The sequence below is a fragment of the Amycolatopsis sp. GM8 genome, from assembly GCF_021653975.1.
Taxonomy (GTDB): domain Bacteria; phylum Actinomycetota; class Actinomycetes; order Mycobacteriales; family Pseudonocardiaceae; genus Amycolatopsis_E.
On sequence record NZ_JAJKFK010000001.1, the window covers coordinates 772,984 to 792,899 of the forward strand.

Genomic DNA, 19,916 nt, shown 5'->3' on the forward strand with positions numbered 1-19,916 from the left:
GGGCCATGACTTCTGCCGCAACCCGGCCCGTCCGCGTGGGCCTGCAGCTCCAGCCCCAGCACGCCGACTACAAGGCCATCCGCGAAACGGCCGCCCGCGCCGAGGATCTCGGCGCCGACATCGTCTTCAACTGGGATCACTTCTACCCGCTGAGCGGCGAACCCGAAGGCAAGCACTTCGAGTGCTGGACGATGCTCGGCGCCTGGGCCGAGCAGACGTCCCGTGTGCAGATCGGCGCGCTCGTCACGTGCAACACCTATCGCAACCCGGAACTGCTCGCCGACATGGCGCGCACCGTCGACCACATCAGCGACGGCCGGCTGATCCTCGGCATCGGCGCGGGCTGGTTCCAGAAGGACTACGACGAGTACGGCTACGAGTTCGGCACGGCGGGCAGCCGCCTGGCGGATCTCGCGGAGTCCTTGCCGCGGATCGAATCCCGCCTGGCGAAGCTCAACCCCGCGCCGACGCGGCACATCCCGGTGCTGATCGGTGGTGGCGGCGAGAAGAAGACACTGCGGCTCGTCGCACAGCACGCCGACATCTGGCACGGCTTCGGTGACCCGGCGATCGTCGAGCGCAAGGTCGGCATCCTGAAGCAGCACTGCGCCGACGTCGGCCGCGACCCGAGTGAGATCGAGATCTCGACGGGTGTCATCGGCGAGCCGGGCGAGCTCGGTCCGACGCTGCGCGACCTGGGCGTCTCGCTGTTCACCGTCGGCGTCAGCGGCCCGGACTACGACCTGGCCACGCTCAAGAAGTGGATCGACTGGCGGGACGCGCAGAACTCCTGACCCGGTGCGCGGCAACACGTTCCCGCGTCGCACAACGCGCTGAGCCATAGCGGCGCGGGGCGCGCGTACCCGGCCAGCGCGGCGTTGAGTAGCCCCGCCGCCTGATTCACGCCTCGCGCCGCGAAGATCGCGTCCTCGGCGATCGGCGGTCCGGTGTTCGGCGCACTGCTCGGTCGCCCGCACCGGCCCGGCCGTCGCGGGCGGCTGGACCTCCCAGCTGCCGCGCGGCGGCCACCCGCTGGCACGGGCGACGGCGCTGGATGCGATGACGTTCAGCGGCGCGAGCCTCACCGGCCCGGCGCTCGTCGCGGACCGGCTGGGCGCGCCGGCCGCGGTGGCGACGGCCATCGGGCTGGTCGTGCTGCCCGCTACTGGGCGCCGAGCGGCGCGAGCCGTGGCGGCGGCGCGAGCCGGGGCCGCGATCGCGGCGCTCACGAGCAACGCCCTCCTGGCGCGGCGGCCATGGCGCGGGACGCCGGACGGGCTGGTGCTCGCGAACACGCTCGTACTCGCCGCGAGCGCGGCCCTGAGCGCGTTACCCGGCCATCACCGGCTTCGCCGCGGCTTCGGCGCTCGCGGGCCTCCTGGCGGCCGGCTCGCTCACCGGCTGCCTGCTCGCGGCGGCCGCGGTTCAGCTGCTGGCGGCGGCCACGTACCTGGCGCTCAGAACGCCATTGCCTGCGCGCGCCTCTTGACCTCGGTGCCGTGGTTGGTGCGCAGGGCGTTGATCGGGGTGGTCCCCGGCAGGGACTCGTCCGCCGAGTACAGCCACCGCAGCATTTCCGTCCGGCTGAACCCGGCGTCCTGCAGCAGCGTCAGCAGGCCCGCCAGACCCTTCACCGGGGTCGAGCCGGCCAGGAAGTCGGCCGGCACGAACAGATCGCCGTCCCTGCGGACGGCGAGCAGCTGTCCATCACGCAGCAGCTGCCGCACCTTGTTCACGGACTGGCCCAACGCCTCACTGACCTTTGCCAGCGACAGCACGGCGACGTCCGGCCCGAGCACGTCATCAGCGACTGGAATCGCACTCACAGCTGACACTGTGCCACATCGGGCATCACCGAGGGCAATATCGAACCTTTGGGTTAACGAAACTTCAATCCGGCAGCCCGGGGGTTACCCACCCGGGTGGCGGAAGTCCGTACGATCGCCTCCGTGACAACCACCGACACCGGGCTGGCCGGGACGCTCCTGGAGCGGCGTTACCGGGTCGACTCACCGATCGCCAGGGGCGGCATGTCCTCGGTGTACCGGGGTGCCGACACCCGGCTGGACCGCCCCGTCGCCATCAAGATCATGGACCCGCGGTTCGCCGACGACCGGTCGTTCGTCGAGCGCTTCGAACGCGAAGCCCGCTCCGCGGCCAAGCTGCACCACCCGAACGTCGTCACGGTGCACGACCAGGGCGTCGATGACGAGCACGTCTTCCTGGTGATGGAGCTGGTCGACGGCGGCACGCTGCGTGACCTGCTGGAGGAGCGCGGCCGGCTCGACGTGCAGCTGACGCTGACCATCGCCGAGCAGATGCTCGCCGCGCTGGCCGCCGCGCACACCGCCGGTCTCGTGCACCGCGATGTCAAGCCGGAGAACGTGCTGATCGGGCGTACCGGCACGCCGCCGACGGGTGTGGTGAAGGTCGCCGACTTCGGTCTCGTGCGCGCCGTCGCGAGCTCGGGCACCACCAGCTCCAGCATCATCCTCGGCACCGTCGCCTACCTCGCGCCCGAGCAGGTCACCACCGGTCTCGCCGCCGAGCGCGGCGACGTGTACTCGGCCGGGATCGTGCTGTACGAGATGCTCACCGGCCAGGCCCCCTACACCGGCGACACCGCGATTTCCGTGGCGTACCGGCATGTCAACGACGACGTGCCCGCCCCGGGCATCGTCACACCGGGCATCCCGCCCGCGATCGACGACCTCGTACTGCGCGCCACCCGTCGCGACCCCGAAGCACGGCCGGCCGACGCGGGCGCGTTCCTGCAGGAGCTGCGGCAGATCAGGGCCGCGCTCGGCATGGCGCCGGTCGCCGTCCCGGTGCCGGGCAAGCCGGAACCCTTGCCGGACGCGGAAACCACCATCCCGGCGTTCGCTCCGGTCGGCAACACCGCGCCGGTCAGCGGACCGCGCGGCACGCGGGCGATCCCGATGGCGCCTCCCCCGCCCAGGTTCTCCCACACGTCGCCGCCCGTTCCGCCGGAAGAACCGCAGCCGGACGGCGGAACCGGGCGCCCCGCGCTGATCTGGTCACTCGCGGCGATCGCGATCGTGCTGTTCGGGATCGGGATCTGGTGGGTCACCGCCGGGCCGACCTCGGTCAGCAGCAGCTCCATCCCGCAGGTCGCCGGGATGGACCAGGCGACCGCGGCGAAAACGCTGACCGACGCCGGGTTCAGCCCCAAATTCACCCAGCAGCGCAACAACAGCGTGGCCGCGGGCCTCGCCGTACGCACCGATCCGGCGACCGGGACGGGCGCCGTGCGCGGGAGCAGCGTGACCGTCGTGCTGTCCGCCGGGCGCCCGACGGTGCCCGACATCGGCACCAGCACGTCGCTCACGCAGGCGGAGAGCGCGCTCATCGCGGCCGAGCTGATCCCGCAGCACGACGCGAACGCCGACCAGTTCAGCAACACGGTGGTCAGCGGGAACGTCATCCGGGTGGACCCGAAGCCGGGTACCCAGCTGGACGTGAACGCGCCGGTGTCGGTCATCGTGTCGAAGGGCCCGCCGCCGCAGCCGGTGCCCGACGTCGTCGGGCTGCCGCACGACCAGGCGTTCGCGACCCTGCAGCAGGCCGGTTTCCAGCCGTTCGACGCGGGCAACGAGTTCTCCAAGGACGTGCCCGCGGGCGCGGTCACGAAGACGAACCCGGCGGCCAACAGCTCGGTCTCCGACGGCACCATGCGGGTCGGCGTGTTCACCAACAACGCCGTGCAGGTGCCGTCCGTGGTCGGCCGGCAGATCCAGGACGCGATCCAGATCCTCCAGCAGGCCGGGCTGCAGCCGGACTTCAAGAGCGGCGGCGACCAGGGCGGGCGCGGCCGGGACAAAGGTGGGTTCGGTTTCGTGATTCAGCAGGATCCGCAGCCGGGTCAAGTGGTCAAAAAAGGCAGCAAGGTGGCGCTGAAAACCTTTCCCTGATCAACCGTAGCCGGCCGGAAAGCGAAATCCCTTTCAATACACAGCTGTCCTTTATGGACAGTGGGTCGTCCTTTAGAGTGAAGAAAGGCCGCTGTTAGCGCGGGCGAAACACAACGACTACGCTCTCGTCATGTCGGTGCGCTGCAGTAGTTGCCCCATCCTTTGCTGAAAAAACGACCACAGAAAGGTCGCCTATGCCCGGCCGCCAGCTCAGTGGGCTCGATGTCGCATTTCTCTGCCTGGAGGGGGAAACCTCCCCCATGCACATGGGCGCGGTGGTGATCTTTTCACCGGACGAGGAGATCCCGCCGTCGCGGATCGCGACCCTGCTGGCCGAACGAGCGGCGCGGGTGCCCCGGCTGCGGCGCCGGGCCAGCACCACGGTGCTGCCGCTCGGTGGCGCGCGCTGGATCGAGGATCCGGCATTCGACGCGGAACGTCATATCCAGGTGCGCGAGCTGCACGGTCAGTGCCGCGACGAGGCGCTCGCTTCCCATACGGCGCAATGGATCGAGGAGCCGCTGGACCTGCGCCGCCCGCCGTGGCAGGCACGCGTGGTGACCGGGCTGTCCGGCGGCAGGTTCGCGCTGCTGCTCAAGCTGCACCATGCGCTCACGGATGGTGCCGGTGCTTTTGCCGTCGCCGCCGGCCTGCTGGACGAACTGCCCGTCACCGCGACCCTCATGGCGGCGGCCGAGAAGGTGCCGCGCCCGCGCTCGCCGCTGGCCGCGGTGAAGGGCCGGATCAGCGAGGCCGGCGAGAACGTCGGGATCGCGTCGGCCATGCTGCGCGCCGCCCGGCCGTACCCGGTTTCGCCTTTGGCGGCACCGAATTCGGCCACCCGGCGGCTCGGGTTCGTCCGGCTGGAAGGCACCGACATCCGGGCGATCCGGAACGTGCACGGCGGAACGGACAACGACGCGCTGCTCGCGGTGCTTTCGGGCGCGTTACGGCGCTGGATGTCCGATCGGGGCCAGGCCGCGGGGCGCCCGGTGCGGGCGCTGATCCCGGTCAGCACGCGCGGGCGGGGCGGCGGGGCGTCGGCGAACCAGCTTTCCGGCTACCTGTGCGAACTGCCGGTGCACGTGGAGGACCCGGTCGAGCGGCTCACCGGGATCCGCGCGGCGATGGACGCCAACAAGGCGGCCGGGCCACTCGCCGGGGCCGGCGCGATTCCCGTGCTGGCGGGGCGGATCCCGGCCCAGGTGCACCGGCTGGCGACGCGTTTCGCCGGGCAGGCCGCGGGGTTGCTGTTCGACACGGTGATCACCAACGTGCCGCTGCCGAAGCTGGACCTCACGTTCGACGGTGCCCCGCTGCGGGAGGTCTACCCGCTGGTACCGCTGGCGTCGCGGCACGCGGTCGGCATCGCGGCGGCGACGTACCGCGGCTCGGTCCACATTGGACTCCAGGCGAACGGTGCCGCGGTGGCCGACATCGGCTCGCTGCGGGACGCGGTGCTGAAGTCGGCCGCGGAACTATATGAACGATCCGTCTGACTTTGTGACCTTGGTGCGTCAGAATTGAGTCATGCCGGTCCCCACTGCCGCCTGGCTTTCGCGCGCGACACGTAGCGCGCTCATCGTCCCGGTTCCCGAGACCGAACCGCTGGTGACGGCGCATCGGCGCACCCTCGGTGACGCGCCGGTGTCCACAGTGCCGACACACGTCACAGTGCTGTACCCATTCGTCCATCCGAACAGGATCGGGCCGGAGACGTTCGGTGAACTCGCGGCCGCACTGGCCGAGATCGCGGCGTTCGAGTGCGCTTTCACGCAAGTCAAATGGTTCGGTGCCGACGTCGTATGGCTGGAACCCAAGCCGGACGAGCATTTTCGCGCACTGACCGCGGCGGTCTGTAAGCGCTTTCCGGCACATTTGCCTTATGCCGGCGAACATCCGGACACGGTGCCGCACCTGACGGTGGCCGACAGCCGCAGCGGTGACGCGGCGGGCAAACAGCGCATCGCCGCGGATATCGCCGCGCACCTGCCGGTGCACGCCAGGATCGACCGCGTCCGGCTGGTGGCCGGCGAGGACGAATTCGGCCCCTGGCGCACCATCACCGAGTTCCCGCTCGCCTGACGGCGGGCGGCGTGGTGTCAGCCGCGGAGCATTTCGGCGACAAGGAAGGCCAGCTCCAGGCTCTGCTGCGTGTTCAGCCGCGGGTCGCAGGCCGTCTCGTAGCGGCCGCCCAGGTCCAGCTCCGAGATCTCCTGCGCACCGCCCAGGCACTCGGTCACGTCCTCGCCGGTCAGCTCGACGTGGATGCCGCCGGGGTAGCTGCCGAGCTTGTGGTGCACCTCGAAGAAGCCCTGCACCTCGTCGATGATCCGGTCGAAGTGCCGCGTCTTGTACCCGGTGGACGACTCGTGCGTGTTCCCGTGCATGGGGTCGCACTGCCAGATGACCTTGTGCCCGGTGGCCTCGACCTTCTCCACGATCGCGGGCAGCACCTCGCGCACCTTCCCGTTGCCCATCCGCGAGATCAGCGTCAGGCGCCCCGGCTCGTTGCGCGGGTCGAGCCGTTCGACGTAGTCCACCGCCTGGTCCGGGGTGGTCGTCGGGCCGATCTTCACCCCGATCGGGTTGGCCAGTAGCTCCGCGAACGCGATGTGCGCGCCGTCGAGCTGCCGGGTGCGCTCGCCGACCCACAGGAAGTGGGACGACAGGTTGTACAGCTTCGGGTTCGCCGCGTCCGCGTTGTCCAGCCGCAGCAGGGCCCGCTCGTAGTCGAGCAGCAGCGCCTCGTGGCTGGCGAAGATCTCCGTGGTGTGCAGCGACGTGTCCGTCACCCCGCACGCCGACATGAACCGCAGGCCGCGGTCGATCTCGCCGGCCAGCGCCTCGTACCGCTCACCCGCGGGCGAGGTGCGCACGAAGTCCTTGTTCCAGTCGTGCACCTGGGCCAGGTCCGCCAGGCCGGACGCGGTGAGCGCGCGCACCAGGTTCATCGCCGCACCGGCGTTGGCGTACGCCCGGATCATCCGGCCCGGGTCCGGGATCCGCAGCTCCGGCTTCGCGACCAGCGAGTTGACGATGTCGCCGCGGTAGACCGGCAGGCCCAGCGCGTCGAGGGCGTTCGACCGCGGCTTGGCGTACTGCCCCGCGATCCGGCCGACCTTCACCACCGGCAGGCTCGCCCCGTAGGTCAGGACCACCGCCATCTGCAGCAGCGTGCGCAGGTTCGCGCGGATGTGCGGCTCGGTGTTGGACTCGAACGTCTCCGCACAGTCGCCGCCCTGCAGCATGAACGCCTCGCCGCGCGCGACCATCCCGAGCCGCTCGCGCAGCCGGTCGATCTCGACGGGCACCGTGATCGGCGGCACGCTTTCGAGCACGGCACGGACCCGCCGGGTCGCGTCCGCATCCGGCCACTCCGGCTGCTGCGCGGCGGGGCGGGACAACGCGTCGTCGAGCCGCGCACGCAGCTCGGGCGGAAGCGGGGGCAGCTCGGGAAGGGTGTCGACGGGGACATCCACAGTCCAGTTCACAGCCACCAGGATATTCGCCTGCCTCCGCCGCCCTCAGCCGCGTCCGGTCAAGACTTGCTCGTAGGTCCCGGACGCAGAACTCGCCGTCCCGAACGTACGGCTCATCGTCCTGAACGTCGGACTCGCCGTGGTGCCTGCGAGTCCGACGTTGGCGACGGCGAGTTCGACAGTCGCGCCGCTACACCACGGCCAGCGGCAGGGCGGTCGGGTGCACGGGGGCGGGCAGGTCGCTGCCGCCGGTCAGGTACTGGTCCACCGCATTGGCCACGGAACGGCCTTCGGCGATCGCCCAGACCACCAGCGAGGCGCCCCGATGCGCGTCGCCGCAGACGAAGACGCCGGGGGCGTCCGTCTGCCAGTCGGTGCCGCACGAAACCCGGCCGTTGCGCGTCAGCTCGATGCCCAGGTCGTCCAGCAGGCGCATCTCCTCGACACCGTCGAAGCCGATCGCCAGCAGCACCAGGTCCGCCGGGATCTCCTCGACCTCGTCGCTCACCGGCACGACCTCCCGCACGCCCGTCTCCGGGTCCCGCGAGACGCGCACCTGCTGCAGCTCGATCGCCCGCACGCGGCCCCCGTCGTCGCCGACGAAACGCTTCACCGCGACCCCGAACTTCCGCTCGCCCCCCTCGTCGTGCGCGGGATACGTGCGCAGGATGTACGGCCAGGTCGGCCACGGCGACACGTCGTCGTCCCGCGTTTCCGGCGGCAACGGGTACTGGTCCAGCTGGGTCACCGACAGCGCGCCCTGCCGGGTCGCGGTGCCGTAGCAGTCGGCGCCGGTGTCCCCGCCGCCGATGACCACGACATGCTTGCCCGCCGCGTCGATCTCCGGTGGGCCGTCGCCCTCGACCTGCCTGTTGGCCTGCACCAGGTGTTCCATCGCGAGATGAACGCCGGCCAGCTCCCGGCCGGGGGTGACCGTGTCGTCCCGGCCACGCAGCGCGCCGACCGCGAGCACCACCGCGTCGTACTGCGCCCGCAGGTCCTCGACGGTCAGGTCCACCCCGACCTCGCACCCGGTGACGAACTGGGTGCCCTCCTTGCGCAGCTGCGCGAGCCGCCGGTCGAGGTGCTTCTTCTCCATCTTGAACGCCGGGATCCCGTACCGCAGCAGCCCGCCGAGCCGGTCGTCCCGCTCGAACACGGTCACCTCGTGCCCGGCCCTGGTCAGCTGCTGCGCCGCCGCCAGACCGGCCGGTCCGGAGCCGACCACCGCCACCCGCTGTCCCGAGGAGACCTCGGCCACCAGCGGCTCGACGAGACCCTTCTCCCAGGAGACGTCCGCGATCGTCGCCTCGACCCGTTTGATCGTGACGGCACCGCCGGACATCGGCGAGATGGCCAGCACACAGCCCGCTTCGCACGGCGCCGGGCACAGCTTCCCGGTGAACTCGGGGAAGTTGTTCGTCGCATGGAGACGGTCGCTCGCGGCCGCCCAATGTCCTTGCCGGACAAGGTCGTTCCACTCGGGAATCAGGTTGCCCAGCGGGCAGCCGGCACTTCCCGAGTGACAGAACGGGATACCGCAGTCCATGCACCGGGTCGCCTGGTGACGCACCTCGGCGTTGCGCTCGTCCGGCGGCGTGAGGTCGTAGACCTCGCGCCAGTCCCGCACCCGTTCCGTCCGCGGGCGCTTAGCCGGCTCTTCCCGGTCGAACTTCAGAAAACCACGGGGGTCAGCCACGAGCGGCCTCCATCACTGCCTCGTCGACGTCGCGCCCCATTGCTTTCGCCGTCTTCATTGCCTCCAGTACCCGCGCGTAGTCACGCGGCATGACCTTCGTGAACGACGCCGACCGCCGCGGCCAGTCGCCGAGCAGCGAAGCGGCCACCGACGAACCCGTCAGCTCGCGGTGCCGCGTCACGATCTCCTTGAGCCACACCAGATCCTCGGGCTCGGGCGGCAGCAGATCGACCATGTCGCCGTTGACCCGGGCGCGGTCCAGATCCAGCACGTAGCCGATGCCGCCGGACATCCCGGCCGCCAGGTTCCGCCCGGTCGGGCCGAGCACCACCGCACGGCCGCCGGTCATGTACTCGAACGCGTGATCGCCCACGCCCTCGGCGACCACGACCGCGCCGGAGTTACGCACACAGAACCGCTCCCCGACCTGGCCGCGCAGGAACATCTCGCCGCCGGTCGCGCCGTATGCGAGCGTGTTGCCCGCGATCACCTGCCGCTCCGCGACGAATTTCGCGTCCTCGTGCGGGCGGACGACGATCCGCCCGCCGGACAGGCCCTTGCCGACGTAGTCGTTGGCGTCGCCGATCATCTCGAGCGTCACGCCGCGCGGCAGGAACGCGCCGAGCGACTGCCCGGCCGAACCGGTGAGTCGCACGTGGATCGTGCCGTCCGGCAGGCCTTCGCCGCCGTAGCGGCGGGTGATCTCCGAACCGAGCAGCGTGCCCACGGTCCGGTTGACGTTGCGCACCGGCAGTTCGATGTTCACCTGGTGCGCGTCCTCCAGCGCCGCCTCGGCGAGCTGGATGAGCGTGCGGTCCAGCGCGTGCTCGAGGCCGTGGTTCTGCTCGCGGACCTTCCGCCGCGCGCCACCGTAGGGCGTCTCCGCGGGCATTTCGAAGATCGGCGAAAGGTCCAGACCATTGGCCTTCCAGTGCTCGACCGCTTCGTCGACGTCGAGCGCGTCGGCCCGGCCGATCGCCTCGTCGAGCGTGCGGAACCCCAGCGCGGCAAGGGTTTCCCGGACTTCCTGCGCCACGAACCGGAAGTAGTTCACGACGTGGTCGGCCTGACCGGTGTACCGCTTGCGCAGGTCCGGGCTCTGCGTCGCGACACCGACGGGACAGGTGTCGAGATGACAGACGCGCATCATGACGCAGCCCGCGACGACGAGCGGCGCCGTCGCGAAGCCGTACTCCTCGGCGCCGAGCAGCGCGGCGATCACCACGTCACGCCCGGTCTTCATGGCGCCGTCCACCTGCACGGTGATCCGGTCCCGCAAACCGTTGAGCATCAAGGTTTGCTGAGTTTCCGCGAGCCCGATCTCCCACGGCGTACCGGCGTGCTTGAGCGAGTTCATCGGCGAGGCACCGGTGCCACCGTCGTGCCCGGAGATGAGCACCACGTCGGCGTGCGCCTTGGAAACTCCAGCCGCGACCGTCCCTACTCCGAGCGAGCTGACCAGCTTCACGTGGATGCGGGCGTTTTCGTTGGCGTTCTTGAGATCGTGGATCAGCTGGGCCAGGTCTTCGATCGAATAGATGTCGTGATGCGGCGGCGGGGAAATGAGCCCGACGCCCGGCGTCGAGTGCCGGGTGCGCGCGATCCACGGGTACACCTTGTTCGGCGGGAGCTGGCCGCCCTCACCGGGTTTCGCGCCCTGCGCCATCTTGATCTGGATGTCGTCGGCGTTGACGAGGTATTCGCTCGTCACGCCGAACCGTCCACTCGCGACCTGTTTGATCGCGCTGCGCCGCTCCGGGTCATAGAGACGTTCGGGATCCTCGCCGCCCTCGCCGGTGTTGGAGCGGCCGCCGATCCGGTTCATCGCGATGGCCAGCGTCTGGTGCGCCTCGGCGGAAATCGAGCCGTAGGACATCGCGCCGGTGTTGAAGCGCTTGCAGATCGACTCGATCGACTCGACCTCGTCGATGGGCACCGGTGAGCGCTCGCCGCTACGGAACTTGAACATTCCGCGCAGCAGCCCGCCTTCCCGCGCCAGCCGGTGGACTTCCTCGGTGTACGCACGGTACGCCTCGTCCCGGCGGGTCGTGGCCGCGTGCTGCAGCAGGAAAACCGTCTCCGGGGTGAACAGGTGCAGCTCACCCTCGCGGCGGTAGGCGTACTCGCCGCCGGTGTCCAGCCGCCGGTGCGAACGCTCGGCCGGGTTGTCCGGGTACGCGCGGCGATGCCGGACCGCGACCTCCTCGGCGAGCACCTCGAGCCCGACGCCGCCGAGCTTCGACACCGTGCCGGTGAAGTACTCGTCGAGCACATCCTGGGACAGGCCAAGGGATTCGAAGACCTGGGCGGCGGTGTAAGCGCTCACCGTCGAGATGCCCATTTTGGACATGATCTTCTGGACGCCCTTGACCAGCGCCTTGACGTAGTTGCGCAGCGCGTGGCGCGGGTCGACGCCGGTCAGCATGCCCTGGTTGATCAGGTCCTCGATCGTCTCGAAGGCCAGGTACGGGTTCACCGCGGCGGCGCCGTAACCCAGCAGCAGCGCGATGTGGTGCACCTCGCGGGCGTCGCCGCTCTCCACGACCAGCGCGACGCGCAGTCTTTCCTTGGTGCGCACCAGATGGTGGTGTACCGCGGACACCAGCAGCAGCGACGGGATCGGCGCCATCCGGTGGTCGGAGTCGCGATCGGACAGCACGAGCGTGCGGGCGCCGGCCGCGATCGCCTCGGACGCCTCGCGGCGCACGCGCTCGATCGCCGCCCGCAGCGCCTCGCCTCCACCGTCCACTTCGAACAGTCCGGAAAGGACGGTACAGGCGAAGCCGGGCAGGTCGCCGTCGTCGTTGATGTGGATGAGCTTGGCCAGCTCGTCGTTGTCGATGACCGGGAAGGGCAGCTCGATGTGCCGGCACGAGGCCGGTCCGGGCTCGAGCAGGTTGCACTCGGGGCCCATGATCCGGCTCATCGACGTGACCAGCTCCTCGCGGATCGCGTCCAGCGGCGGGTTGGTCACCTGCGCGAAGCCCTGCTTGAAGTAGTCGTAGAGCTGGCGGGATCGCTGGGACAGCACCGCGGGCGGGGTGTCGGTGCCCATCGAGCCGATCGGCTCGGCACCGTTGCGCGCCATCGGCGTCAGCAGGATCTTGACCTCTTCTTCGGTGTAGCCGAAGGAAAGCTGGCGGCGGAGCACCGAATCATGGCTCTGCGTCACGTGATCGCGGTCGCGCAGCTCGGCCAGCTGCAGCAGGCCCGCGTGCACCCAGTCCGCGTACGGGTGCTTGCGGGCCAGCCCGGTCTTGACCTCGTTGTCGTCGACCAGCCGGCCGGCCTCGGTGTCCACCAGGAACATCCGGCCGGGTTTGAGCCGGCCCTTGGCCACGACGTTCTCCGGCGCCACGTCGAGCACGCCGGCCTCGCTGGCCAGCACCACCCTGTCGTCGGCGGTGCGCCACCAGCGCGCCGGGCGCAGGCCGTTGCGGTCGAGCACCGCGCCGACGAGCGTGCCGTCGGTGAAGGTCACGCAGGCGGGACCGTCCCACGGCTCGGTCAGGTTGGCGTGGAACTGGTAGAACGCGCGAAGTTCGGCGGACATCGCGGCCGTCGTCTCGTTCCGGTCGCCGACCGGGGTGTTCTCCCACGCCTCGGGGATCATCATCAGCACCGCGTGCGGCAGGCTGCGCCCGCCCAGATGCAGCAGTTCCAGCACCTCGTCGAAGGACGCGGAGTCCGAGGCGTCCGGCGAGCAGATGGGATACAGCCGCGACAGGTCACCGGGGATCAGGTCGGACCGCAGCAGCGCCTCGCGGGCCCGCATCCGGTTGCGGTTGCCGCGGACGGTGTTGATCTCGCCGTTGTGCGCCACGTAACGGAACGGGTGCGCCAGCGGCCACGACGGGAAGGTGTTGGTGGAAAACCGGGAGTGCACCAGGGCGATCGCACTGGTGAGCCGCTCGTCCCGCAGGTCGGCGAAGAACGCCGGCAGCTGCTCGGGCGTGAGCATTCCCTTGTACACCAACGTGCGCGCGGACAGCGACGGGAAGTAGACACCGTCGGCGCCGTCGGCCGTGGCGCTCATGCTGTCGTGCTCGGCACGCTTGCGCAGGCAGAACGTGAGCCGGTCCAGGTCCACACCGGACGGGCGGGCCCCGCTCGCGTCGGGCTTGCCCGCGACGAACAGCATCGCGAAATGCGGCATCACCGACCGGGCCGTGGGGCCGATGCCGGCGGCTTCCGCGTCGGCCGGCACGTCGCGCCAGCCGAGCACGTCGAGGCTCTCCTCGTCGGCCAGCCGCTCGATGAGGGAGACGGCCTTCATGCGCGCCTCGGCGTCCATCGGCAGGAAGGCTATTCCCGCCGCGTACCGGTGCTGCCCATGCGAATCCGGCAGCGGCAGCTCGAAGCTGGTCACCGCGCGCAGCAGCGCGTCGGGCAGTTGCAGCAGGATGCCCGCGCCGTCCCCCGACGTCGGTTCGGCACCCGCGGCACCGCGGTGGTCGAGGTTCGTCAGCGCCGTCAGGCCGTCGGTGACGATGGCGTGCGAACGCCGTCCGCGGATGTCGGCCACCATGGCGACACCGCAGGAATCCTGCTCTGTGGCAGGGTCGTACAGACCTTGCTTGCCTGGATTGGCGGAGAAGATCATACGGGGACCTCCTTCGTCGTCGTCGTGCTTGCGGAAAGTTCCCCCGGTTCTGCTCGCTCGGGACGACGATGGCCCGCTGATTAGCGCGACCTTAACACCCAGGAAACACAACGGCACCCTCTCGGACCGTGGAAATTCTCTTCGGTGAGGTAACGATCTGGCTGCGGCGAACGACATCGTTCTTGATGGGCTGGTTCGCATGCGAACGCGTGTCCAGGGCAGCTCGCGGCTATCCGTCAAGATTACGTGAGAGTTCCCCGAATCGCCCAGAAACCCTGGTGGTAGCGTTCCTCACGCTGGTCGGCGGCTCGCTGACCAGCGGACGTGTGCGGTCGCGAAATCCGGTGCGAACCCGGTGCTGTGCCGCAACTGTGATGGCCCGGACACGGTGTGTCAGGCCGAGCCAGGTCGCCTGCCGCACGCCGACGCCATCCACCTCCGGCGCAGAGGTGCGGCGTGACCGGTGACGGCACGGCGAAGCGCCGGGGCCCGTCCACAGAGGTCCAGATGTCGCGCAGATTCCCGCTGCTCATCGTCTTGCTCCTGGTGCTCGCCGGCTGCGCTTCGCATCCGCGGGACCAGGACTCCACCGCCAAACCCGACACCGAGGCGACGTTCCCGGTGACCATCGGCTCGGTGACGATCGAGCAGCAGCCGATGCGGATCGTGTCCCTGTCCCCCTCGGCCACCGAAACACTGTTCGCCCTGGGTGCGGGCCCGCAGGTGGTGGCGGTCGACTCGCAGTCGGACTACCCGCAGCAGGCGCCGCACACGTCGCTGTCCGCGTTGAGCCCGGATCCGGAGGCCATCGCCGGCTACCACCCGGACCTCGTCGTCGCGTCCGCGGACACGAACGGTTTGTCCACGGCGCTGGCGAAGACCGGCGTAAAGACGCTGGTCATGTCGGACGCGAAGACGCTCGACCAGGCGTACGACGAGTTCGTCCAGCTGGGCAAGGCCACCGGGCACCAGGCCGAGGGCGAGAGCCTGGCCAGCCAGACGCGCGGCGACATCGACAAGATCGTCGCCGGCACCCCGAAGCCGGCCAAGCCGCTGAGCTTCTATTGGGAAGTCGATCAGACCTATTACAGCGCGACCTCGAAGACTTTCATCGGTCAGGTGCTGAGCCGATTCGGCCTGACGAATATCGCGGACGGGAACGATCCGGCTATTTCCGGCGGCTATCCACAGCTATCTGCAGAACGCATTTTGCAGATCGATCCCGACCTCATTTTCCTCGCCGACTCGAAATGCTGCGGGCAGACCGCGCAGACCGTCGGCGCCCGGCCCGGCTGGAACACGCTGACCGCCGTCAAGAACGGCGACGTGTTCGCCCTCGACGACGACATCGCCTCGCGCTGGAGCCCCCGCATCGTCGACCTGGTCCGGGCCGTCTCCGATGCCGTGACGAAGGCGGCTCATGCCGGCTAGCGTCACCCGGCTGCGGCCGGTGACCGTGATCATCGCGGTGCTGGCGCTGCTCGTGGTGCTCCTGCTGGGCACCCTGATCGGCGCGGCGGACCTGGGCTGGCAGCGCGTACTCGGCGAGATCTTCGCCGAGGTGACCGGCGGGCAATCCCCTTTGTCCGCAAGGGAAGCCGCGATCGTGTGGCAGCTGCGCGTGCCGCGGGTGCTGCTCGCCGGGCTCGTCGGCGCCGCACTTGCGATGTCCGGTGCGACGTTCCAGGGCGTGTTCCGCAACCCGCTGGCCGACCCGTACCTGCTCGGCGCGGCCGCGGGCGCCGGGCTGGCGGCGACGATCGTCGTCGTGGTGTCCCCGGCGGCGGGTGGTTGGGTGCCGCCGGCGGCGTTCGCGGGCGCGCTCGGCGGGGTCGCGCTGAGCTGGCTGCTCGGCCGGGCCGGCGGCGGGACGGGCACCGCGACGCTGCTGCTCGCGGGGGTCGCCGTCGGGTCCTTCCTGACGGCCGCCCAGACGTTCGCGCAGCAGTTGAACACGGACACGATCCGGCAGGTCTACACGTGGATGCTGGGCGGGCTGAACGTCAGCGGCTGGCGCGAGGTACTGATCGCGGTGCCGTACATCGGCGTCGCCGGGGTGATCCTGTGCGTGTGCGCGCGGCTACTCGACGTGCTTTCGCTGGGCGACGCCGAGGCCGCGTCGCTGGGCGTGCATCCGGCGCGGGTCCGGCTCCTGGTGCTCGCGGCGGCTTCGCTGGCGACCGCGGCGGCCGTGTCGGTCAGCGGGCTGATCGGGTTCGTCGGCATCGTGGTACCACATGTGGTGCGGCTGCTCGCCGGCGCGAGCTACCGGGTCGTGATCCCGCTTTCCCTGCTGGGCGGGGCGGTTTTCCTGATCGCCGCGGACCAGGTGGCGCGCACGATCTTGCCGGGCGAGCTGCCGCTGGGGGTGGTGACCGCGTTCGCCGGGGCGCCGTTCTTCGTCGCGATACTGCGGTCTTCGCGCGGGAAGGTGTCATGAAGCTCCGCCTCGCCGGTGTGCACGCCGGGTACGACGGGCGCGAGGTCGTCCGCGCGGTGTCGGTGGAGGTGCCGCGCGGGAGCTGGCTCGCGATCGTCGGGCCGAACGGCGCCGGGAAGTCCACTGTGCTCAAGACGATGGCCGGCCTGCTGCCGAGTTCCGGTTCGGTCCTGATCGACGAGAAAGTGTTGTCGCGCAAGGAAAGGGCGCGACAGGTCGGTTACGCGCCGCAGGACCCGGTGCTCCCCGAAGGGCTCACCGTCACCGACTACGCGCTCCTCGGCCGCACTCCGCATCTCGGCCCGCTCGCTCGCGAGAGCGCCGCCGATCTGTCCATTGTGGAAGGAGTGCTGGACCGGCTGGACCTGACGGAACTGGCGTCCCGCAGGCTCCGCACCCTCTCGGGCGGCGAACGTCAGCGGACCGTGCTCGCGCGCGTTCTGGTGCAGCAGGCCGGACTCCTGCTGCTCGACGAGCCCACCACTGGTCTGGACATCGGGCACGCGCAGGCGATGCTGGAGCTGATCGACCGGCTGCGGCACGAGGACGGCACCACCGTGGTGTCCACTTTGCACGATCTGACGTTCGCCGCCCAGTACGCCGATCACGTACTGCTGCTGTCCGCCGGCGAGGTGGTCGCCGCCGGTACGCCGGCAGAAGTGCTTACGGCACAGGCACTCGAGCGTTACTACGGGGCAGCCGCGGACATCCTCACCGCCGGGCGCGGCGAGCTGGTGGTGGCGCCCGTCAGGCCTGCGCCGTCGGCCGCACGACCACCTCGCTGACGTCGACGTCCGCCGGCTGCTCGATGGCGAACGTGATCGCGCGGGCCATCGCCTCCGGGGCGATCGCGATCGCGTCCACCCGCGCCTTCAACTCGGGATCCGGCTTGCCGCTGCCGAAGTTCGTCGCGGTCATCCCGGGCGACACGACGGTGACGCGCAGGTTCGGGCCCGCTTCCTGGCGCAGCCCTTCGCAGAACGCGCGAACCGCGAACTTCGTCCCCGAGTAGACCGTCTGGCCCGGCACCGTCTTGAACGCCGCCGTCGAGGCGACCGTGACGAACTGCCCGTCGCCCTGGGCGCGGAACACCGGCAGGGCCGCGGCCACGCCGTACAGCACGCCCTTGAAGTTCACGTCGATCATCTCGTCCCAGTGCTCGACCTGTAGTTCGTCCAGCGGCTCCACGTACGCGATGCCCGCGTTGTTGATGAGCACGTCGAGCTTGCCGAACCGGTCACGCGCCACCGCGACGAGGTTTTCCAGGTCTTCCGGGCGTCGTACATCCGTTGCCGCGTAAGCGACTTCGCCGCCCGCCTCGCTGATCCGTGCCGCGAGCTTCTCGAGCAGGTCCGTTCGCCGGGCACCCAGGACGACCTTCGCCCCGCGCTCGGCCAGTAGCAGTGCCGTGACCTCGCCGATGCCGCTGCTGGCGCCGGTGATCGCGACGATCTTGCCTTCGATCATGGTTCCTCCCAATGTAAGACCCTACTTACTTTACACTGGGTGGGTGAGCAAGCGCGACAGCTATCACCACGGTGATCTACGTGCCGCGCTCGTCGAGGCCGCGCTGGCGCTGATCGCGGAGCGTGGGATCGACGCGCTGTCGGTGGCCGAAGCGGCCCGGCGGACGGGTGTCAGTGCGGCCGCGCCGTACCGGCATTTCCCGACGCGGCTGGCGTTGCTGAAGGCCGCGGCGACCCGCGCCGCGGAGTTGCTGGCCGAGGGTCTACGGGAGGTTCAGGAACCGGATCCGGTCGAGGCGCTCGCGGCGACCGCGCGGGTGTATGTCCGGTTCGTCGTCGAGCACCACGCCGGCCTGGACCTCATCTTCGCCGAGCAGCTACGCCCGCTCGCCGACCCCGCACTGGCCGCCGCGGGCCGCGCGGTGATCGATGTACTGTTGCCGATTGCGTTGGCACTGACCGGAAATCCCGTGTCGGCGCTCGATCTGCTGGAGCAGCACATCGCGGCCGCCCACGGGTACGCCGTACTGCACCTGAGCGGCTTCGCCCGCCGCCGCACCCCGGACGTCGAGATGGTCGCCACCGGAGCGGCGAACGTCAGCCGCGCCCTCGCAGCCGCCTTCCGCGGTTGAGCCGCCCACCGGCACCCCGCGTGGCGAGGCATACGCCGACCCGGCGCCGAGCGAAGCCAGCCACGCAGCGATCGCTACACCTCAGCGGCTTCGCCCACGCCGCACCCCAGACACCAACACAGTCGCCACTGAAGCGGCGAACGTCAGCCCCGCCCTTGCGCCACATTCCGCCACTGAACGGCCCGTCCGGCGCCGAACCAGCGCGGCGAAGCGGCGCTGAGCGAAGCCCGATACCGACACCGTCACCAACAGAGCAGCAAACGTCAGCAGCGCCCCGCAGCCACATTCCGCCACTGAACGGCACACCCGGCACCGAAACCAGCGTGGCGTGCCGGTGCTGAGCGAAGCCCGACGTCAACGCCGTCGCCACTGAAGCGGCCAACGTCAGCCGCGCCCTCGCAGCCGCCTTCCGCGGTTGATCACACGAACGGGCCGCCCGGCACCGAACGTCAGCCGCGCGCCTGCAACCGCTGCTCGCGGTTGGTCATGCGAACGGGCCGCCGGCGCCGAAGACCAGGGTGGCGAAGCGTTCACCGATGCGGCGGTGTGTGGCGGCATCGGGGTGAAGCCGGTCGGGCAGCGGCAGCTCGGCGAAGTCCGCCTCGCCGTACAGGTCGCGGCCGTCGAGGTAGTGCAGGTTCGGGTCCTCCGCCGCCCGCTGTTTCACGATGCGCGAAAGCTCCTCGCGGATCACGTTCAGCGTCAGCTTCCCGGGACCGGGCTCGCCCGTCGCCTGGAACAGCACCTGCCCGGTGCTGAAATCCGCCGCGCCGGGACCCGGGGTGTCCTCGTGGATCGGGCAGAGGATCGGCGAAACGACCAGCAGCGGGACGTCCGGCTGCCCGTCACGGATCGTGTCGAGGAAACCGTGCACCGCCGGGCCGAACGCCCGCAGCCGCATCAGGTCCATGTTCACCAGGTTGATGCCGATCTTGACGCTGATCAGATCGGCCGGCGTGTCCCGCATGGCACGGGCGGTGAACGGATCCAGCAGGGCGCTGCCACCGAGCCCGAGGTTGATCAGCTCCGCGTTGCCGGCCGCGGCGAGCGCCGGCCAGATCGTGGTGGCGCTGGCGGCGTTGGAGCCGTGGCTGATCGAACTGCCGTGATGCAGCCAGATCCGGCCCCCTCCCGGCGGCACGGGCTCGATCGGCTCGTCGGTGCGCAGCGCGACCAGCTCGGTGATCTCGTTGAACGGCAACCAGATCTCGACATCCTTCACGCGCTCGGGCAATCCGCCGAACCGGACCGTGCCGACCGGGCCGGGCTGGACTTCCGTGGCTCCGGTGGAAATGTCGATCAGCAGCACGTTGCCGCCGGTCACACTGCCCTGCGCGGCGAGGCTGCCGTCGACCAGCAGGTCGTACACGCCGTCCGGGCGCGGCGGGGCGCCCCGGTACTCCGTCTTGGTCCGCAGGGTGTCCAGCTCGACGATGGTGGCGCGGGTGCGGAACACCAACCGCACGCCGGACGGCTTCGCTTCGGCCTCCCGCAACTGCGGGTCGGCGCACTGGGCGCGGGCCCTCGCGGGCAGCCGGTGCGGTGCCAGACCGTGCTCGGTGCGCTCCAGCTCGAGCGCACCGCGCACCAGGTCCGCAGTGACGGGCGTGGTGATCATGAGCCCAGCCTGCCAGCGATACACCCGGTTCGCACGCGCATTTT

The 19,916-nt window shown here is 70.1% G+C and carries 14 protein-coding genes; 8 read left to right on the forward strand and 6 right to left on the reverse strand.

Annotation, left to right across the window (positions count from 1 at the left end; all coding sequences use genetic code 11):
• Positions 1-5: 5 nt before the first annotated feature.
• Positions 6-794, forward strand: a complete 789-nt coding sequence (locus tag LOZ83_RS03705; protein ID WP_236788753.1) for an LLM class F420-dependent oxidoreductase — start codon at positions 6-8, stop codon at positions 792-794.
• Between the two features lie 663 nt (positions 795-1,457).
• Here the strand turns inward: LOZ83_RS03705 and LOZ83_RS03710 are convergent.
• Positions 1,458-1,826: an Rv2175c family DNA-binding protein gene (locus LOZ83_RS03710; protein WP_236788754.1), complete on the reverse strand. Its 369-nt coding sequence runs from the start codon at positions 1,824-1,826 to the stop codon at positions 1,458-1,460.
• Positions 1,827-1,949: 123 nt separating this feature from the next.
• On the opposite strand from LOZ83_RS03710, the gene LOZ83_RS03715 reads away from it, so the two are divergent.
• The 3 genes from LOZ83_RS03715 (at position 1,950) to LOZ83_RS03725 (ending at position 6,017) form a co-directional block, all read left to right on the forward strand.
• Complete coding sequence (locus LOZ83_RS03715) at positions 1,950-3,932, forward strand: Stk1 family PASTA domain-containing Ser/Thr kinase (protein ID WP_236788755.1); 1,983 nt, start codon at positions 1,950-1,952, stop codon at positions 3,930-3,932.
• Between the two features lie 194 nt (positions 3,933-4,126).
• The gene (locus LOZ83_RS03720) at positions 4,127-5,431 is read left to right on the forward strand and encodes a wax ester/triacylglycerol synthase family O-acyltransferase (RefSeq protein WP_236788756.1); all 1,305 of its coding nucleotides are present in this window, start codon (positions 4,127-4,129) and stop codon (positions 5,429-5,431) included.
• 31 nt (positions 5,432-5,462) lie between these two features.
• Positions 5,463-6,017: a 2'-5' RNA ligase family protein gene (locus tag LOZ83_RS03725; protein WP_236788757.1), complete on the forward strand. Its 555-nt coding sequence runs from the start codon at positions 5,463-5,465 to the stop codon at positions 6,015-6,017.
• Between the two features lie 17 nt (positions 6,018-6,034).
• Here LOZ83_RS03725 and LOZ83_RS03730 read toward each other — a convergent pair whose 3' ends face one another.
• The 3 genes from LOZ83_RS03730 to gltB form a co-directional block, all read right to left on the reverse strand.
• Positions 6,035-7,426, reverse strand: a complete 1,392-nt coding sequence (locus tag LOZ83_RS03730; protein ID WP_236788758.1) for a class II 3-deoxy-7-phosphoheptulonate synthase — start codon at positions 7,424-7,426, stop codon at positions 6,035-6,037.
• A gap of 178 nt (positions 7,427-7,604) precedes the next feature.
• Complete coding sequence (locus tag LOZ83_RS03735; protein ID WP_236788759.1) at positions 7,605-9,113, reverse strand: glutamate synthase subunit beta; 1,509 nt, start codon at positions 9,111-9,113, stop codon at positions 7,605-7,607.
• On the reverse strand, positions 9,106-13,716 hold the full coding sequence (gene gltB, locus LOZ83_RS03740) for a glutamate synthase large subunit (RefSeq protein ID WP_236788760.1): 4,611 nt from the start codon (positions 13,714-13,716) through the stop codon (positions 9,106-9,108). Before gltB ends, LOZ83_RS03735 begins: the two co-directional genes overlap by 8 nt.
• Before the next feature lie 456 nt (positions 13,717-14,172).
• On the opposite strand from gltB, the gene LOZ83_RS03745 reads away from it, so the two are divergent.
• From LOZ83_RS03745 to LOZ83_RS03755, 3 genes are read left to right on the forward strand one after another with little or no spacing between them, the layout of a single operon-like run.
• The gene (locus LOZ83_RS03745; RefSeq protein WP_374202617.1) at positions 14,173-15,147 is read left to right on the forward strand and encodes an ABC transporter substrate-binding protein; all 975 of its coding nucleotides are present in this window, start codon (positions 14,173-14,175) and stop codon (positions 15,145-15,147) included.
• Positions 15,137-16,156, forward strand: a complete 1,020-nt coding sequence (locus LOZ83_RS03750) for an iron ABC transporter permease (RefSeq protein ID WP_236788761.1) — start codon at positions 15,137-15,139, stop codon at positions 16,154-16,156. The genes LOZ83_RS03745 and LOZ83_RS03750 overlap by 11 nt, the downstream gene beginning before the upstream one ends.
• Positions 16,153-16,941 (forward strand): ABC transporter ATP-binding protein, encoded by a 789-nt coding sequence (locus LOZ83_RS03755; RefSeq protein ID WP_236788762.1) that lies wholly within the window; start codon positions 16,153-16,155, stop codon positions 16,939-16,941. The genes LOZ83_RS03750 and LOZ83_RS03755 overlap by 4 nt, the downstream gene beginning before the upstream one ends.
• Here the strand turns inward: LOZ83_RS03755 and LOZ83_RS03760 are convergent.
• Positions 16,904-17,623: an SDR family oxidoreductase gene (locus LOZ83_RS03760; RefSeq protein WP_236788763.1), complete on the reverse strand. Its 720-nt coding sequence runs from the start codon at positions 17,621-17,623 to the stop codon at positions 16,904-16,906. The two genes, LOZ83_RS03755 and LOZ83_RS03760, sit on opposite strands and share 38 nt — an antisense overlap.
• A 43-nt stretch (positions 17,624-17,666) precedes the next feature.
• On the opposite strand from LOZ83_RS03760, the gene LOZ83_RS03765 reads away from it, so the two are divergent.
• Positions 17,667-18,254: a TetR/AcrR family transcriptional regulator gene (locus tag LOZ83_RS03765; protein WP_236788764.1), complete on the forward strand. Its 588-nt coding sequence runs from the start codon at positions 17,667-17,669 to the stop codon at positions 18,252-18,254.
• Between the two features lie 484 nt (positions 18,255-18,738).
• Here LOZ83_RS03765 and LOZ83_RS03770 read toward each other — a convergent pair whose 3' ends face one another.
• Positions 18,739-19,872: a GDSL-type esterase/lipase family protein gene (locus LOZ83_RS03770; protein ID WP_236788765.1), complete on the reverse strand. Its 1,134-nt coding sequence runs from the start codon at positions 19,870-19,872 to the stop codon at positions 18,739-18,741.
• Between the last annotated feature and the right edge of the window lie 44 nt (positions 19,873-19,916).

What these genes read in the sequence shown, in the direction of transcription:
- LOZ83_RS03705 (WP_236788753.1), top strand. Translation starts at nt 6, where the DNA reads ATGACTTCTGCCGCAACCCGGCCCGTCCGCGTGGGCCTGCAGCTCCAG.
- LOZ83_RS03720 (WP_236788756.1), top strand. Translation starts at nt 4,127, where the DNA reads ATGCCCGGCCGCCAGCTCAGTGGGCTCGATGTCGCATTTCTCTGCCTG.
- LOZ83_RS03725 (WP_236788757.1), top strand. Translation starts at nt 5,463, where the DNA reads ATGCCGGTCCCCACTGCCGCCTGGCTTTCGCGCGCGACACGTAGCGCG.
- gltB (WP_236788760.1), bottom strand. Translation starts at nt 13,716, where the DNA reads ATGATCTTCTCCGCCAATCCAGGCAAGCAAGGTCTGTACGACCCTGCC.
- LOZ83_RS03750 (WP_236788761.1), top strand. Translation starts at nt 15,137, where the DNA reads ATGCCGGCTAGCGTCACCCGGCTGCGGCCGGTGACCGTGATCATCGCG.
- LOZ83_RS03755 (WP_236788762.1), top strand. Translation starts at nt 16,153, where the DNA reads ATGAAGCTCCGCCTCGCCGGTGTGCACGCCGGGTACGACGGGCGCGAG.
- LOZ83_RS03760 (WP_236788763.1), bottom strand. Translation starts at nt 17,623, where the DNA reads ATGATCGAAGGCAAGATCGTCGCGATCACCGGCGCCAGCAGCGGCATC.
- LOZ83_RS03770 (WP_236788765.1), bottom strand. Translation starts at nt 19,872, where the DNA reads ATGATCACCACGCCCGTCACTGCGGACCTGGTGCGCGGTGCGCTCGAG.